A 16,388-nucleotide genomic window follows, 5' to 3' on the forward strand; every position below is an offset into this window, starting at 1 on the left:
TAGCATGAGCGAATGGCCGAGGAAATACTGCCCGCCATCCCGCTCGACTCGTGGCGGCCCACCAAGGAACTCCTGCACCGCTACGCCCAGATCATCGGAAAGGTGGCGCTGGCCAAGGGCATCAGACGCAACCACTGGTGGCACCTGACCTACCGGCTGACCGCCCGCGGCTGGACCACCGTCCCGCTCGGCACCGCCACCGAGGGCCCGGTCTTCACCTGCTCCTTCGACTTCTTCGACCACGTGCTGCGGATCTGCAACGACCGCGGCACGGAGGAGGAAGTCCCGCTCGCGGGCCAGTCGGTCGCGAGCTTCTATGTCGAGGCCATGAACGCGCTGCGCAACCTCGGCGTCGAGGTGGTCCTGGCCCACCCCACCCCCTTCGACCTGCCCGACCACGGCCGGCCCTTCGACGAGGACGAAGAACACCGCACCTACGACCCGGCCGCCGCCCGGCACGCGTTCCACGTACACAGTCAGGTCGGGCGCATCCTGGAAGAATTCAGCGCCACCTACTCCGGCAAGATCAGCCCGGTCCAGCTGTTCTGGCACACCTTCGACCTGTCCGTGCAGCGCTTCTCCGACCGCAAGATCCCGATGCCCGACAGTGTCGATCCGGTCACCCGCGAGGCGTATTCCCGGGAGGTGATCAGCGCTGGATTCTGGTTCGGCGACGACAAGACCCCCGCCCCGACCTTCTACTCCTACACCGCGCCCGAGCCCGCCGGACTCAGCGATCGGCCGCTCCGACCGGCCGAGGCCCACTGGGTGGTCTCCGGGTCCGGCCACAACGCCTACCTGCCCTACGACGACGTCCGTACCAGCGCCGACCCCGTCGGCACCGCCCTGGACTTCTTCCAATCCCAATACGCGGCCGGATCGAGTCTCGCGGGCTGGGACGCGGTCGGTCTGGCCTGCAACAATGGCATCACCGACCCCGTGCTCACCTCGCCCCGGCTGGGTTGGCCGGAATAACTCGGTGCCTCGAATCGTCTCTCCGACATAGTGTGTTGAAGAGGGAGATGCGGAGGACTCACCATGGGGAGAGGGCCCGTGAGACCTTCGCATGTGGAGAAAAGGGGTCCAGATGCGTGAGCAACGCATACCGAATCCGACGTTGACCGCGTATCGGGAAACCACCTTCACCGCCGGGCCCAGTACTCGCGTCGGCCTGATGGGCGCGCTGGTCCTGGGCAGCGTGATCCTGGTCTGGGCAGCCGAGCGGGCCTCCCGCGAGGGCAATGACCACGGCTGGTTCGTGGCGGTGTCCTTCGCCGGGCTGTTCGTGGCCCGCGGGCTGTACCTGCGCCGGCCCATCACCCTGCCGCACCTCACCTACGCGGCATTGACCCTGGTGGTCTCGAACTTCAGCTACCGGACCGACCACCCGGTGGTCGGCTTCGTCTTCCTCGCCGCCAGCGGCGCCATCCTGGTGCTGCCGCAGGGCAGCAAACCGCAGCCCGAGCAGCTGCCCCGGGTGGCCGAACTGGTCCGGCGCAGCCAGGGGGATCCGCTGGCCCCCTTCGCGCTGCACTCGTCCAAGACCTACTTCTTCAACGAGAACGGCTCCGCCGCCATCGCCTACCGGGCCCGGCTCGGAATCGCGGTCGTCTCCGGCGATCCGATCGGCGACCCTGGCCGGTTCCCCGAATTGCTCACCGAATTCTCGCTCTTCGCGGGCAGCCACGGCTGGCGCATCGCGGTCCTGGGCGCCAGCCCGGAGGTCACCGAGATCTGGCAGCGGCGGGCGGTGGATCACCGCGGGCTGCGCGCCATCGCCGTCGGCCGGGACGTGATCGTCGACGTCGACCGCTTCGACATGGTCGGCCGCAAGTACCGCAATCTGCGGCAGGCGGTGAGCCGCACCAAGAACTTCGGTGTCACCACCGAGATCCTCCCCGAGGTCGCACTCACCGAACCCCAGCGCGAGACGCTGCTGGCCATCGTCGACGAGTGGGGGAGCGGGCGGCAGACCCGCGGCTTCTCCATGATCCTCGACCACCTGCTCGACGGCCGGCACCCCGGCATGCTGGTGGTGATCGCCCGCGACGCCGACGGCCAGGTGATGGGATTCCAGCGCTATGGCGCCTCCGGCAACGGCCAGGACCTCAGCCTGGACGTGCCGTGGCGGCGGCACGACGCACCCAACGGGCTCGACGAGCGCATGATCGTGGACCTGGTGGAGTACGCGCGCGAACACGGGATCAAGCGAATCTCGCTGGCCTTCGCGGCGTTTCCGGAGATCTTCGCCGACAAGCACCGGTCGCGGACCATGCAGACGGTGTATCTCGCGGTGCGGCTGGGCGATCCGCTCATCCGGCTGGAATCGCTGTACCGATTCCTGCGCAAGTTCAACGCCTTCGGCGATCAGCGCTACGTTCTGATCCGCTGGCGCGAGGTCCTGATCGCCGCGCTGGCACTGCTCACCCTGGAGTTCGTCCCCCACCGCAAGCAGTACTAGCCGTCAACTCTCGTAACTCGCGCCTCCGCCTCCCCGCGGCGGGGCAAGCCCCTGAAACCCCAGGAAGTCGGGGCGGCGTCGCCAGCGTAATTCTCACCGCAGGAAGTCGACCAGGGTGGCGGAGAAGGCCGGGTTGGCGACGGCGGCGAGGTGATCGCCGGGGACCACCACACAGGTGGCATCGGGCAGGGCGGCGGCGAGGCGTTCCGGTTCGGCCGCGAACGGATCGTTGTCGCCCGCCAGCACCAAGGTGGGAATGGTGATGCCGGACAGGGATTCGATCGGGGCTTCACGCAATCCGGCGGCGAGCATCGCGATGGCCTCGCGGTCCGCGCCCAGGGCGTCGGCCAGGATGCGGAACATGCGAGCCTGGGGGACCGCACCGGAGCCGTCGCCGGACATGGCGGTCGTGAGGTCCACGGCATCGATGACGCGCCAATCGATTCCGCCGCAGTCCACCACGCCGCTGCCGACGCCGCCGATGGCCAGCCGCTCCACCCGCTTGTCGGCGCCCGCGACCAGCAGCGAGATGATCGCGCCCATCGAATAGCCGGCCAGCGCGACGCGATCCAGCCCGAGCTCGTCGAACAGTGCGCGCAGGTCGTCGGCCATGGCCTGCCACGAGTAGCGGGCCGGGTCGTGCGGCTTCTCGGAGCGGCCGTGGCCGCGCGCGTCCAGCGAGATGACGTGACGGCCCGCCCGCTGCAGCGCCGAGACCACACCCACGCTCATCCAATTGGCATTGGTGTCGGCCACGATTCCGTGCTGCAGCACCACCGGAACGCCCTCGCCCTCCCACACGCGGTAGTTGAGCTCCAAGCCGTCCCAGGTGGTGAATTTCGCCATGGCCGCGATGCTATCGGTGCGATTCGATCATGCGACAGTCTTCGGGCCGATTGCCCGCGGTCCTGGCCAATCCGCGCCATGATCGCGCGCGGCAGCAGCGGCATCACCAATCCCAGTACCCGCCAGGGCCATTCGGTCATCCGAACGAGCCGGTACTGGGCCGCGCGGGCTGCAGATGCCAGGCCCCGCAGTTCTCGGTCGAGAACCCCACATCGGTCGCCTTGATCTCCACTGTGATCGGCCTCGTCCGGGTGAAGTCGCTGGCGATGATGTAGTAGTTCGGGTCCGGGTAGTCGCCCGGCTGCTGGACCTTCCACAGCCGCCGCCAGAAGCACGCGCCGGCGCCCGGATCCGGCGTCCCGTCGCCGATATACGTGCCCGGCTCGATATCCACATTGACCAGATACGTCCCGTCCACCGTGATATCGGTGGCCGGTTCGGCCGCCGCAATTCCGGTTGCGGCCATTGTCAGCGCGGAAGCGAATGCTCCCGCGACCATGAGCGCGCCTGCACGCACGGTGTTCCTCCCTGAGCAGCTCACTGCACCGCACGGTTCCCGGCGTGCGGTGTCGGGAGAGATCCCCGCATCTCCCGGGGGAGGGTCTATCAGAAATTCCGGTCTGTTTTCGGGAAATAGGTTGGTTTCGGGGAATTCACAAACTCGAGCGATGCTCTTTCGGCTCCCGCGACGATATTCAAACATGGGAAGTCTTCGCCCGGTCAGTACCGGCTGCGCCGACCACTGCGCCCGGCTGTGCACCGACGCAGGTCTGGCGGCCGTCCTGGCCACCGACCGCGGCCTGCTGCACTGGCGGGCCATGAGCCGTCTCGGCGACCCGGGCCTCGCCGAACACGCCGTGCAGGAGACCCTGCTGCGGGCGTGGCGCGCCTGCGCCAGCTACGACCCGGATCGGGGCAGCGTGCGCACCTGGCTGCTCACCATCGAACGCAATGTGCTCACCGATACCGCCCGCTTCCGGGCTGCCCGTCCCGGTGACAGCAGCTGGGACCAGATCGGGGAGCAGGCGGAGAGCCGCTGCGCCCGCCCCGACTTCACCGAGGCGCTGGCCGACGGGCTGCTGGTCGCCGACCTGCTGGACCAGCTGCCGCCGCCGCAGCGCGACGCCATTGTGCAGGTGATCCTGCGTGATCGTGCCTACCAGGATGTGGCCGCCGACCTGGGCATACCGGTCGGCACCGTCAAGACCCGGGTGCACTACGCCCTGCGCTCGCTGCGCCGATTGCCGATCAGCGCGTGACCCGACGCCGGAGGATGTAGTTTCCCGGGGGCCGCAGGCATGTCGCGGATAGGTGAACCTGCAGACCCCCTCCGCACGTCGAACAAGCAGCGGCCGATCCACATCGGCTCGGCCCCGAGCGAGGAGTTACCGATGACCGACACCACCCCGGCCCCCGGCGGGTTCCGCATGGACCGCCGGACCGCACTGGCCACCACCGCGGTCGCCGCGACCGCGCTCACCGTGGCCGGTTGCAGCAGCACCTCCGACAAATCGGCCTCGGCGGCACCCAATCCGGCCCCGGCCAAGAACGATCCGGCCGCCGCCGAGAAACAGGGCAATGTCCTGGCCAGTACCAGCGACGTTCCGGTCGGCGGCGGCATCATCAGCGGTGACACCGTGATCACCCAGCCCGTCGCCGGCACCTTCGACGGGTTCTCGTCCACCTGTACCCACCTGGGCTGCAAGGTGAATGCCGTCGAGGGCGGCCTGATCAAGTGCCCGTGCCACGGCAGCACATTCAACCTGGACGGCACGGTCGCCGGTGGTCCCGCGCCGCGCGCGCTGGACACGAGGGCCATCCGCGTCGACGGGGATCAGATCGTCTCGGCCTGATACCACCCGTCACCGAGCTGGACCCCGGGGAGGGTGTCGAGCCGCCCCGAGCTCGGCTCGGGCGTGTCGAGGCCACCTGCTCTCAGTGCCGACCTGACCGCCCCCGCACGCCTCGCGCTGCGGGGGCGGATTCCGTCCGGGCGCGTCGCCCGGGTGGGGGCTGCGAAGTGCGGGATAGTGAGCGCAGTGGTCTTTTGCCCATTGCGGCCGGTTGCGCCCAGGACGGCGATTTCGGACGCCTGACCACTGGTAACGGTTCCATCACGAAGCTTGCCAGAAAGTAACTGGTGTTGCCAGAGTGAACAGCTGGGTCTGGTGTTACTAGTGGGAAGGGAGGGGCGCTCCGCCCCGAGCGCCGTCCGCTTATGAAGCCAAGCATCACTAAGGCCGGAATCTGCACCGCCGTCACCGCCGCGGCGATCACCACCGTGGCCGGGATCGTCCCGGTCGCCGCCCTGGCCGCGCCCGCGCTGCCGGAGCTGCCCCAGAAGCTCGCCGGGAAGACCATCTTCCTGGACCCGGGCCATCAGGGCGACAATCACACTCAGGATGAGAACAAGCAGGTCAGCGATGGTCGCGGTGGCACCAAGGCGTGCCAGACCACCGGCATGACCAGCCTGCACGGCATTGCCGAGCACACCATCAACTGGAATGTCGCGCAGCTGGTGCGCACCTCGCTCGAGGGCCTGGGCGCGCACGTCGTGATGAGTCGCCCCGACGACACCGGCTGGGGCGGCTGCATCGACGATCGGGCCAAGGCCGCCAATGCCTCCGGCGCCGATATCGCCCTCAGCATCCACGCCGACAGCGGTCCCGCCGACGGGCACGGCTTCCACCTCATCGTGCCGGCGCTGCCCGTCGCCGACGCCAAGGTCAGCGAGGTGCAGGGCGGCGCCGGGCTGACCGCCAGCAAGGCCATGCGAGATGCCTACGTGCAGAGCGGGTATCAGGTCGCCACCTACAACGGGGCGGTCGACGGACTCCAGACCCGCTCCGACATTGCCGGGCCCGCGCTGACCGCCGTGCCGGACGTATTCCTCGAAATGGGCAACGGCGCCAATGCCGAGGACGCGCAGCAGCTGGAATCCCCCGAGGGGCAGCTCAAGCACGCTGTCACCATCACCACCGGGATCGCGTCCTACCTGCTCGGCGTGCCGGTGCCTGCCGACGCCGGGCCGGCGTCCGAGCCGGGAACACAACCGGGACAACAGGTTCCGGCGCAGCCCGCCGAGCCGCAGCCGCAGCCCGCGCAGGCCCCCGTCCCGGCGCCGCAGGCCGGCGCTCCTGTCGATCCGAATCCGGCTGCGGCACACCAGAATCCTGCTGCGGCGCAGACACCGCAGGCGGCGGTGCCGCAGGCGCAGCCGGCCGTGGTGCCGGCGCAGGCGCCCCAGGCCGCCGTTCCGGCGACGCCGGCCCAGCCCGGGCAGACTCCGGCTCAGGTGGGACCGGCCCCGGCGCAACCGGAGGCGACGCCTGCTCAGCAGGGGCAGACATCGACGTTCCCGGCGCAGCTTCCCGGGTATACGGCGGCTCCCGCACCGTTGCAACTGAATCCGGCTCCGGCGCCACAGAATTCGGCTCCGGCGCAGCAGCCGGGTGAAGCGGCGCTCGAGGGGAGTCTGCAGGTCGCCCAGCAGCTCGCCGATCAGTTCCTGAAGACCTGGCTGCAGTCGCAGACGCCGGGTACCCAGCCGCAGACCGCGCCGCAGCCGGGCACGCCGCCGCAGACCGGCGCCCAGCCGCCGGCGGCGCAGCCCGCACCGCCGGCGCAGACCAAGCCCGTCGCGCGGCCGATCGCGGATCAGCGTGCGCCGCAACGGCAATCGCCGGGCACTACGGGCGGTCAGGGGACTCCGGCCACGCCGGCCGTCCCGGGTACGCAGTCGACCCCGGGCGTGCAGGCCCCGGGTGCGCAGGTTCCGGGCGCACCGGCCCCGGCGACCGACAAGAATTCCAAAACCACTCGGCTGAACGGGATTTCCGTGAATTCGCTGCTGCAGCTGGCCGTCAAGTTCCTGGGCCCGCTCGCCAAGATGCTCACGGGCGATTCCGGTCTCGCTTCCGACGCGGTCAACCTGGCCTACAGCCTGGTCTCGGTGCTGAGCAGCACGTTGCTGAGCACGGCCACCAAGTAGTCCGCATCAGTGCGGTACGAATCGCCCCCGCTCCGAATCCTCCGGAGCGGGGGCGATTTCGTCCACATCGGCCCCATTCGAACCGCTCGGCATCCGGTTTCCCGTATCGGGCGAACAGCCGACATCGGGCAAACATTCCGCGATCCGAACGCGCGTGGGGTGCCTCGCCATCGACTGCCTGGACAGCATGGTCGTGGCAGCTCACCGGCGCACGAGCGGACAACCTCGTGTCCGGTGGTTGGCAAGCATCCGGCGCAGGAGTTGCATGAATTCGGGTCGGGTCGGACGGCCGGCGTAGTCGACTCATCGATCGAGGTGGATCATGGCGCTCGGTGTGGGTTTGAGTATCGGCACGGTGAATACGGTCTGCTCCACGGCGGCGGATCGATCCGGAAAGCTTCCGCACGGCCGTCGGGGTGCGCCTCCGGCCACCTGGCGCACCACCCTCACCTTCGACAGTTCGGGCAGCGCCCGGGTCGGCCGCATTCCCCGGCACGGGCGGGTCATCACCGAATTCGCGGACCTCACCCAGCGGGAGGCTCCGGTCGCGCGGGTCGGGCATCGGGCGCTGTCGGCCGCGGATCTGGTGGCGACGGTGGCCTACAGCGTGGTGGCCGAGGTGCTGGGGCAGGCGCCGGCGGGACCGCTGGGCGCCGGTGACACGGGAATCGCGGTGACCCATCCGGCCGGATACCCCGCCGCCTTGGTGGCCGAGCTGCGCACCGCTCTCGACGGCGTCGGCCTCACCCGGGCCACCCTGCTGGCCGAGCCGATCGCCGCCGCGTCCTGGCTGGCTGCCGAACGGGGGCCGCTCACACCGGGTTTGGCGCTGGTCTACGACCTCGGCGGGTCCGGGCTGGATGTCACGCTGCTGCGGGTGGGCATCGGCGCGCCGAGCAATCCCATCGTCGGATCGTCGCTGCACTCGGTCGACTACGGGGGCCGGGCCTTCGGGGACCTGGTGGCGTGCACGCTGCGGCGCACGGCCGGATCGCAGGTGGTGCCGCGCGGGCTCTCGGACGCCGATTCGGGCGAGTTGCGCAGTGAGCACATTCGCCGTTCGCTGGCGCTGGTCTACCGCTGCCTGCGCATCGCGGACGTCACCATGGCCGATGTGGATCGGATCCTGGTGGTCGGCGGCGCGGCGCGCCCGCCGGAGGTGGCGCAGGTGCTCGCCGAGGAGCTGGCGCGTCCGGTGACGGTGGCCTCCGATCCGGAGCGCACGATCGCCGATGGCGCTGCCATCGCGGCCCGGCAGGCGCTGATCGCCCAGGATTCGCGGAGCCATCGGCCTCGTTCGCTGCTGGGTCTGTTCCGGCGCGTCACCAGGGTGGCAGCGCTCTGAAGTGATCATTTGTCCTGCTACTCGCCGGTTCGCCGCGGCCTCGCCTGCTGATCGGCGCTAACTCGTGCAAGCATCGTGCGAACGGGCTGTTGACGCCTCTCCTGTTTGGTGTAACTATGGGGTACACATAACGCCACTGACTGGAGAGGTGACGACGATGTCTCCGACCACGACCCCCCTTGACGACCCCGTGGTTGCCGAAGCTCAGGAGTATGCCAACAAGCTGCTGCTGCTCTCGGAAGGGTCGGTGAACAAGAACTTCGACCCCTACGAGGACATCGACTGGGACAACCCCGACTTCGACGCCAACGCCCGCCCCGAGCGCTGGATCCTGCCGGAGTCCGCGGACCCCCTCGGCCGCCACGACTGGTACCAGTCGCTCCCGGTGGAGCAGCAGATCGAGGTCGGCAAGTACCGGCAGGCCAATATCGCCAAGGTCGGCCTGCAGTTCGAGTCCATCCTGATCAGCGGCATGGTGAACCACACCTTCTCGCTGCCCAACGGTGACGCGGAGTTCCGCTACTGCACCCACGAGATGGCCGAGGAACTCAACCACACCCTGATGTTCCAGGAGATGGTGAACCGCATCGGCGTGGACGTCCCGGGCATGGGCCCGCTCGTCCGGCAGCTGCGCCTGTTCGGCGTGCCGGTCGCCATCGCGTTCCCCAACCTGTTCTTCATGGCCGTGCTCGCCGGCGAGGAGCCGATCGACCACATCCAGAAGCAGATCCTGCGCTCGGGTGAGGAGGTGCACCCGATCATGCGCGGCGTCATGAGCATTCACGTCGCCGAGGAGGCGCGCCACATCTCCTTCGCGCACGAGTTCCTCAAGCACCACGTGCCGGAGCAGAACGCGGCCAACCGCTTCATCCTCTCGATCGCCATGCCGATCGTCATGTTCATCCTGGGCCGCTCCATCGCGACCCCGCCGAAGAAGTTCTTCCAGGAGTTCGACATTCCGGAGCAGGTGCGCAAGGAGCTGTTCTACGGCTCCAAGGAGGCCAAGCAGGTCTTCAGCGACTACTTCATCGACGTGCGAGCGCTGGCCCACGAGATCGGCCTGATGAACCCGATCTCCAAGCGGGTCTGGAAGCTGCTCGGCATCGACGGCGCGGCCTCGCGCTACCGCTCGGAGCCGATCCGCTCCGGCAAGGCCGCGTAGGGGAGGGGGACGTACAGTGCCGTACGTTGTCACCCAATCCTGTTGCAGCGACGCGTCCTGCGTCTACGCCTGCCCGGTCAACTGCATCCATCCGACCCCGGACGAGCCGGACTTCCTGACCGCGGAAATGCTCTACGTCGACCCGCAGGCCTGCGTGGACTGCGGGGCGTGCGCCACCGCGTGCCCGGTGGACGCCATCACGTCGTCGAAGAAGCTGACTTCCGAGCAGCTGCCGTTCATCGAGATCAATGCCGACTTCTACCGGCAGGAGCGGCCGCGGCCGCTGCTGGCGCAGCCGATTCCGGCCGCGGAGGTCAAGCCCGGGCGGGAGCCGCTGCGGGTGGCGGTCATCGGCTCCGGGCCCTCGGCCATGTACGCGGCCGACGAACTGCTCACGCAGCCAGGTGTTTCCGTGACCGTGTTCGACAAGGTGACCACGCCCTACGGCCTGGCCCGCTTCGGTGTCGCGCCCGATCACACCAAGACTCGCAGGGTCGGTGACCTCTTCGACGTGATCTCGGCGCAGCCGGGCTTCGGGTCCTACCTGAATGTGAATGTGGGACAACATGTCTCGCACGAGGAGCTGCTGGCGCACCACCACGCGGTGATCTACGCGGTCGGTGCGTCCTCGGACCGCAAGCTCGGGATTCCGGGGGAGGGGCTGCCGGGCACTACCTCCGCCACGGACTTCGTGGCCTGGTACAACGGGCACCCGGATCAGGCGGGCCGGTTCTTCGACCTGTCGCACCGGCGCGCGGTGATCGTGGGCAACGGCAATGTGGCGCTGGACGTTGCGCGGATTCTCACCGCCGATCCGGAGCTGCTGGTCGGCACCGATGTCTCGCAGCGGGCGCTGAATGCCCTGCGGCGCAGCACTATCGAGGAGGTGGTGATCCTCGGGCGACGCGGTCCGGCCGAATCCGCCTTCACCGTACCGGAATTCGTGGGCCTGCTGGGCGCGGACGTCGACATCGCGGTCGAGGGTGAGATTCCCGAGATCGTCGAGGGCATGCCGCAGAAGGTCGAGCACAAGCTGAAGCTGTTGCGCGGCTTGGCCGATCGGCCCGTGGGCGGTCGCAAGCGTATCGTCTTCCGGTACCTGTCGGCGCCGGTCGCGATCGCGGGCGTGGACCGCGTGACCGGGGTCGAGGTGGTGCGCAACGAGCTCGTCACCGGCGATGACGGTGCGGTGCACGCGGTCCCGACCGGGGAGATCGAGACCCTCGACGCCGGATTGGTGCTGACCTCGGTGGGCTACCGGGGTGTGGCTCTGCCGGGCGTGCCGTTCGACGAGCGGGCCGGGGTCATCCCGAATCTGGACGGCCGGGTGCTCGAGGAGTCCGGCGGCTCGGTGGTGCCGGGTGCTTATGTCACCGGCTGGATCAAGCGTGGTCCGACCGGGTTCATCGGCACCAACAAGTCCTGCGCGCAGCAGACCGTGCGTCAGCTGGTGGACGACTTCAATGCCGGCCGCCTGGCGCAACCGGCGTACAGCGCAGGCGATTTCGACCGATTGGTCGGTGATCGTCAACCGCACGCCATCCGTGGCGGCGCGGTCAACCGCCCCCGTCGCAGACTTTCCCTGATGGTGCGCCGCTGACCCACCTCTGTCGGCGCCGCCCATGAAGGCCGTCGCACGCCAACCCCCTGCGCGTGCGGCGGCTTTCGCCGTTTCGTCCCTTTTGTGGCCGGTCTTTCCCTGCCTTGGCGGGCTTCTCGTATTACGGTTGATGACTTTTTGTGCTGGGCACCGTATTCGGTCGCGCTTCGGCTGCGAATTTTCGGGGGCGGTGCGGAGACACTGTACCGATGTTGTTGTGCGAGTTGTAATGCTGTGTTTGCTCGCTGCGACGTCTGCGGTAGTAGAGAAGATTTCAGTGCGAATCACGGACGGTGAAGCGGCTCGCGTGGGGTAATCCGAGGCAGCTACCGACCAGTGATCGGTAGTCCACACGCCCCTACTGAGACTGCGGTCTGATTTTTCGGACACTCTTCGCCTACCGGTCGGTATGAATTATTTGTTCGCTGAGTTGTAGCTGTTGAGGAAGACTGTTCGGTTGCTTTTATTGCGCAGTTGGATTCGATCTTGTTCGGACGGTTGCATGACCAGTAGATTCGCTATCTTCGCTACTGGACGCGAAATCTTTTCTCCCAATCCGATATTCGAGTACCGCAAACGACAGCTAACCTGAACGCGCTGTTTGGAAAACGACCGCGACCACATGGTTGGTACGCCCGTGGGCCGTGGTCTCGGTGCGTTGACGGGATGGCAATGACAGTTGGCTTTGGCATGAGCATCGGCACAGTGAACTCCGTCTGGGCGACCACGGCCGGTGATCGGAACCGGCCCGCGGTGCGTGTTCGCCGGACCGCAGTCACCTTCGACAGCGCCGGCGGCCCGCAGATCGGGGGCATTCCCCACTTCGTCCCGGTGGTCACCGACTTCGCCGATCTCACCAGCGAGCCGGACCCGGTGGTCATCGGCGGTCGCATCTGGTCCCCGGCGGACCTGGTGGCGGCCGTGGTGAACGGGCTCATCGAGACCAACGCCCCCGAGGCCCCCGCCGTAACCACCTATCCCGCTTGCTATTCGGACAAACACGTCACGCGATTGCGGCGGGCACTGGACTGGTCCGGCGCCGCCGACGTCATGCTGATGCCCGAGCCGGTGGCGGCGGTCGAATGGCTCGACGAGGAATACGGCCTCTCCGAATCCGGGCTCACCCTGGTCTACGACCTCGGCGGGAACGCCCTGGACGTCGCTGTCGTGCGCACCGAGTCCGATCGCGACGAACGCGGCATCCTCGGGCGGGCCGAACGCTCGTATGACTACGGCGGACGGCCGCTGGGCGCCCTGCTGGCCCGCTACGCGCGCAGCATCGCGCCCGGCTCGACGCAGCCGGTCTCGGCCGTGGTACCCGCCTCCGACACGAATCGCCTGCGCAGCTGGCACATTCGCAATTCGCTACGGTTGGTGCGTTCGGTCGTGCACCGGGCCGGGCTGCACATGGAGGAGATCGACCGGGTCCTGCTGATCGGCGGCGCGGCCCGCCCCGCCGAGGTGGCCCGCGTGCTGTCGGACCTGGGTCGCCCGGTCGTCATGTCGCCCGATCCGGCCAATACCGTGGCGGTGGGTGCGTCCATCGCGGCCTTTCACAGCGCGGATACCGGCTCGGCCATCGCCCGATACGCCCCCCGCGCCGCCGTGATCTCCGGCGCCGCAGTGGCTTCCGCGCTCGCCATGTCCGCCGCCACCGTGCTCGGCGGGCCCGTCGCCGGACCGCCCGGACTCCAGGCCGCCCCCGAACCCGCCGAGCCGTCCGGCGGGACCGCGCCCCTCGGCACCCACGATGTCATCGTCCTCGACGATGCCGGCGCGCCCCCCGGCGCCGGTACCCACGCCATCGCCACCGTGGCAGCCGTCCGTGCCCACTCCCCGCTGGCCCCGACCGTCACCCCCACCTGGGTCGCCGGCCAACCCGTCGACTCCACCGGCGGCGGCACCCACTGCGAAACCCGCACTGTCACAGGCACGGTCAGCACCTACGGCAACCCGGCGCAGTTCACCAACCCCCTCCCGTTCCAGAACCCCGCCCTCGGCGGCTGGACCGTCGGCTCGTACTCCGGCCACGTCCCCAAGATCAGCGTCCTCGGCACCCTCCCCGGCGGAACCATCCCCGGCGCAACGCAACCCGGAACCCAACCCGGCATGGGCCAGCCCGGTACCGGTCAGCCCGGCGCGGGTCAGCCTGGCGCGGGCCAACCCGGCAGTGGCCAGCCCGGCACCGGTCAACCCGGCGCAGGCCAGCCTGGTGGCACAACTCCCGGAAGTACTTCGGGCGGAACCCAACCCGGCACCCGAGGTGGCACGCCCGGAAACGGAGCCGCAGGCGGTTCGAACCCAGGCGGTTCCACCCCGGGCACCTCCACCGGCGGAACCAACGCCGGCGGAAATCCCGGCACCTCGACCCCCGGCAGTGGTACCCCAGCAGGCGGTGGCGGCAGCACTCCGGGCGGCGCAACCGGCGACCTGGCGGGAGCCAACAGGGGCAGTTCTCCGGGCGGTTCCAACCCGGGTGGCTCCAACCCTGGCGGCTCGCACCCGGGTGGTTCGAACCCGGGTGGTTCAAATCTTGGCGGCTTGAACCCGGGTGGTTCCAACCCCGGCGGCTCCAACCCCGGCGGCTCGAAGCCCGGCGGAACCGGAACGGGCGCAACCTCTCCCGGAGGCTCGACCCCCGGTGGCGGTTCCCCTGGCTCGATCGGCGGCGGCACCCATACCGGCGGCGCCAACACCGGCGGCAACGCCTCAGGCGGCGGCTTCCCCAAGGGTGGCGGCCTCGGCGGCGGCATGGGCAGCCACGGCGGTATGGGTGGCGGCGGGATGGGCGGCGGCGGAGGCATGGGCGGCGGTATGGGTGGCGGTGGCAAGGGCGGAGGTGGCGGCGGTGGCCACCACTGATCCCCTGCGGCACTGCGCATCCCGTCGGCCGGGCTCGTCCGGCCGTACCGCCGATCCGGCCGCGGCGGTCTTGGCGGCGCTGATCTTCGGTGAGCGCCTGCATCGTTCGGACGCCGGACCTGTCGTGGCCACCACTGATTCCCCGCGGCACTGTGCATCCCGTCGGCCGGGGTCGTTCGGCCGCACCGCGGATCCCGCCGCGACGGTCCTGGTCGCATGGATCTTTGCCGGGCGCCCGCATCGGTCGGATGCCGGACCTGTAGTGGCCTCGATTCGTTGTGGGCGAAGGCCTTTCGGCGAATCCCCCATCGGGCGTGTGCTCCCGCACGCCGGTGGGGGTTGCGGGGGAGATCGGGCGGTGGCGTCCCACCATCGGCCCGCTCCCCACGGTGACGTAGGTGGCCGGCGGGACTGACCAACCCGCCCCACCTCGTCCCCGGGCTCGGGCGAGCGGCAGCTCGCCCGCACGGACCGGCGATGAGGGCGTGGCGGACCTGCGACGTCCGCGTCCCCATCGTCGAAAGTGACCGGCCCACCTCGCGTTTCCTGTGCCCGGGCGCGGTGGTGGGCCAGTCGCGTCTCAGCGGGCGGTGAAGCCGCCGTCGATGGCGAGGGCCGCGCCCGTGATGAAGCTCGCCTCGTCGCTGAGCAGGTAGGCGCAGAAGGCGGCGATTTCCGCGGGGCGCGCGATGCGGCCGAGGGGGTGCAGGGCGGCGATGGCGGCCTCGCCCTCCGGGGTGGCGCCCATGGAGGCGCGGAAGGCGGGGGTGTCGACCGCGCCGGAGACCAGGGCGTTGACCCGGATGGACCGGTCGGCCGCTTCCATGGCGACGGCCCGGGTCAGGCCCACCACACCGTGTTTGGCGGCGACATAGGGCGCGACCTGCGCCATACCGACGACGCCGAGGTTGGAGGCATTGTTGAGGATCGCGCCGCCACCGCCGGCCGCGAGCGCCGGAACCTGGTGGCGCAGGCCGTAATAGACGGCCGTCAGGTTGAGTTCCAGATCCGCGCGCCACCCGGTCTCGTCGATGTCCTGCACCGGACCGAAGGCATTGACCGCGCCCGCATTGTTGAAAGCCGCGTCCAGGCGGCCGAATTCGGTGATGGCGGCCCCGGTCAGCCGTTCCACGTCGGCTTCGACGGTGACGTCGGTGGGCACGAACAGCGCGCGTCCGCCCGCGGCCCGGATCTCCTCCACCATCCGGTCACCGGCGTCCTTGCCGCGTGCCCCGAGCACCACGGCCCCGCCCTCGGCGGCGATCCGCCGCGCTACGGCCGCGCCGACCCCCAAGGTGGCGCCGGTGATCAGAACGACCTTGGATTCGAATCGAGCATCCGTCATGACTGCATTCCCCTTGCGGTAGAGCTGATTTCGTTGACATGTCATAGTCAACGCCGCGAGGGGGGTGGCCGCTGGCGGAAAACGGCCGTCACACTTGATATGTCATCTAACCGGAATCAGGCGGGGGCGAGGAGATCCGGCAGCTCGTCGAGTCCGTCGACGATCGTCGCCCGCGCGGCGTCGGGCTGCTCGGCGGTCAGGTACCCCCAGGGCCCGCGCCGGATGAGCACCGGCATCATGCCCGCCGCCAGGACCGGTAGCACGTCATTGTCGACCCGATCCCCGACATAGCAGATCTCGCCGGGCATGACCCCCGCCACCTCCGCGACCCGCGCGAAGAACTCGGGATCCGGCTTCTCCAGCGCCCATTCGGCCGAGGTGTACACCGCGTCCACCGGCAGCTCCATCCGCTCCAGTGCCGATTTCGCCTGCGGCGGTTGGTTTCCCGCGATGATCACGCTGATGCCGCGCGCCCGCAGCTCGCCCAGCGCCCGCCGCACATCCGGGTACAGGTCGTCGGCGTCGAAGTTGTTGCGCAGGCTCTCCGGCTCTTCGGCGGCCCACGCGACCTGCTCGGCCTCGATATCGATGCCCGGCCGCACCAATTCGAAGGCGTCGGTGAGCGGCCGCCCGGTGGCCGCCATGCCGCCGATCACGCCCAGGAACGCGAAGCGTGGCACGCCGAACCGGTCGGCCCATCGGCACCAGATGCGCGTCTCGTCGATCAGCGTCTCGCCCACATCGAATACCGCAGCCTTGATCATTCGCCCAGCGTA

At 69.2% G+C, this 16,388-nt stretch carries 13 protein-coding genes; 9 read left to right on the top strand and 4 right to left on the bottom strand.

The annotated features are described in order from the left end of the window. Positions 1 to 12 precede the first annotated feature (12 nt). Together ACWEKS_RS19090 and ACWEKS_RS19095 are read left to right on the top strand one after the other, a co-directional pair. Entirely contained in the window at positions 13 to 975 is a 963-nt protein-coding gene (locus ACWEKS_RS19090) for a DUF5996 family protein (RefSeq protein WP_452341318.1), read from the top strand. A 112-nt stretch (positions 976 to 1,087) separates the two neighbouring features. Continuing rightward, positions 1,088 to 2,461: a bifunctional lysylphosphatidylglycerol flippase/synthetase MprF gene (locus tag ACWEKS_RS19095; protein WP_452341319.1), complete on the top strand. Its 1,374-nt coding sequence runs from the start codon at positions 1,088 to 1,090 to the stop codon at positions 2,459 to 2,461. 93 nt (positions 2,462 to 2,554) lie between these two features. Here ACWEKS_RS19095 and ACWEKS_RS19100 read toward each other — a convergent pair whose 3' ends face one another. Together ACWEKS_RS19100 and ACWEKS_RS19105 are read right to left on the bottom strand one after the other, a co-directional pair. Further along, positions 2,555 to 3,307, bottom strand: a complete 753-nt coding sequence (locus tag ACWEKS_RS19100) for an alpha/beta fold hydrolase (protein ID WP_452341320.1) — start codon at positions 3,305 to 3,307, stop codon at positions 2,555 to 2,557. Between the two features lie 136 nt (positions 3,308 to 3,443). After that, positions 3,444 to 3,824: a hypothetical protein gene (locus ACWEKS_RS19105; RefSeq protein WP_452341321.1), complete on the bottom strand. Its 381-nt coding sequence runs from the start codon at positions 3,822 to 3,824 to the stop codon at positions 3,444 to 3,446. A 184-nt stretch (positions 3,825 to 4,008) separates the two neighbouring features. Here ACWEKS_RS19105 and ACWEKS_RS19110 point away from each other — a divergent pair, with 184 nt between their 5' ends. From ACWEKS_RS19110 to ACWEKS_RS19140, 7 genes are all read left to right on the top strand, one after another. Further along, complete coding sequence (locus ACWEKS_RS19110; protein WP_452341322.1) at positions 4,009 to 4,566, top strand: sigma-70 family RNA polymerase sigma factor; 558 nt, start codon at positions 4,009 to 4,011, stop codon at positions 4,564 to 4,566. Positions 4,567 to 4,698: 132 nt separating this feature from the next. Continuing rightward, positions 4,699 to 5,160: a QcrA and Rieske domain-containing protein gene (locus ACWEKS_RS19115; protein ID WP_452341323.1), complete on the top strand. Its 462-nt coding sequence runs from the start codon at positions 4,699 to 4,701 to the stop codon at positions 5,158 to 5,160. 365 nt (positions 5,161 to 5,525) lie between these two features. Further along, positions 5,526 to 7,298: an N-acetylmuramoyl-L-alanine amidase gene (locus tag ACWEKS_RS19120; RefSeq protein WP_452341324.1), complete on the top strand. Its 1,773-nt coding sequence runs from the start codon at positions 5,526 to 5,528 to the stop codon at positions 7,296 to 7,298. 322 nt (positions 7,299 to 7,620) lie between these two features. Then, on the top strand, positions 7,621 to 8,643 hold the full coding sequence (locus ACWEKS_RS19125; RefSeq protein ID WP_452341325.1) for an Hsp70 family protein: 1,023 nt from the start codon (positions 7,621 to 7,623) through the stop codon (positions 8,641 to 8,643). A gap of 157 nt (positions 8,644 to 8,800) precedes the next feature. Next, positions 8,801 to 9,805 carry an AurF N-oxygenase family protein gene (locus ACWEKS_RS19130; protein ID WP_452341326.1) on the top strand — a complete coding sequence of 335 codons (1,005 nt, stop codon included), beginning with the start codon at positions 8,801 to 8,803 and terminating at the stop codon, positions 9,803 to 9,805. Positions 9,806 to 9,821: 16 nt separating this feature from the next. Next, positions 9,822 to 11,405: an FAD-dependent oxidoreductase gene (locus ACWEKS_RS19135; protein WP_452341327.1), complete on the top strand. Its 1,584-nt coding sequence runs from the start codon at positions 9,822 to 9,824 to the stop codon at positions 11,403 to 11,405. A gap of 690 nt (positions 11,406 to 12,095) precedes the next feature. Continuing rightward, positions 12,096 to 14,267 (top strand): Hsp70 family protein, encoded by a 2,172-nt coding sequence (locus ACWEKS_RS19140; RefSeq protein WP_452341328.1) that lies wholly within the window; start codon positions 12,096 to 12,098, stop codon positions 14,265 to 14,267. A gap of 580 nt (positions 14,268 to 14,847) precedes the next feature. Here ACWEKS_RS19140 and ACWEKS_RS19145 read toward each other — a convergent pair. Both ACWEKS_RS19145 and ACWEKS_RS19150 read right to left on the bottom strand, forming a co-directional pair. After that, positions 14,848 to 15,612, bottom strand: coding sequence for an SDR family NAD(P)-dependent oxidoreductase (locus ACWEKS_RS19145; protein ID WP_452341329.1), 765 nt, complete (start codon positions 15,610 to 15,612; stop codon positions 14,848 to 14,850). A 116-nt stretch (positions 15,613 to 15,728) separates the two neighbouring features. After that, positions 15,729 to 16,376, bottom strand: a complete 648-nt coding sequence (locus tag ACWEKS_RS19150) for an HAD family hydrolase (protein ID WP_452341330.1) — start codon at positions 16,374 to 16,376, stop codon at positions 15,729 to 15,731. Positions 16,377 to 16,388: the final 12 nt, after the last annotated feature.

It is taken from the genome of Nocardia sp. NPDC004711, from assembly GCF_053601595.1.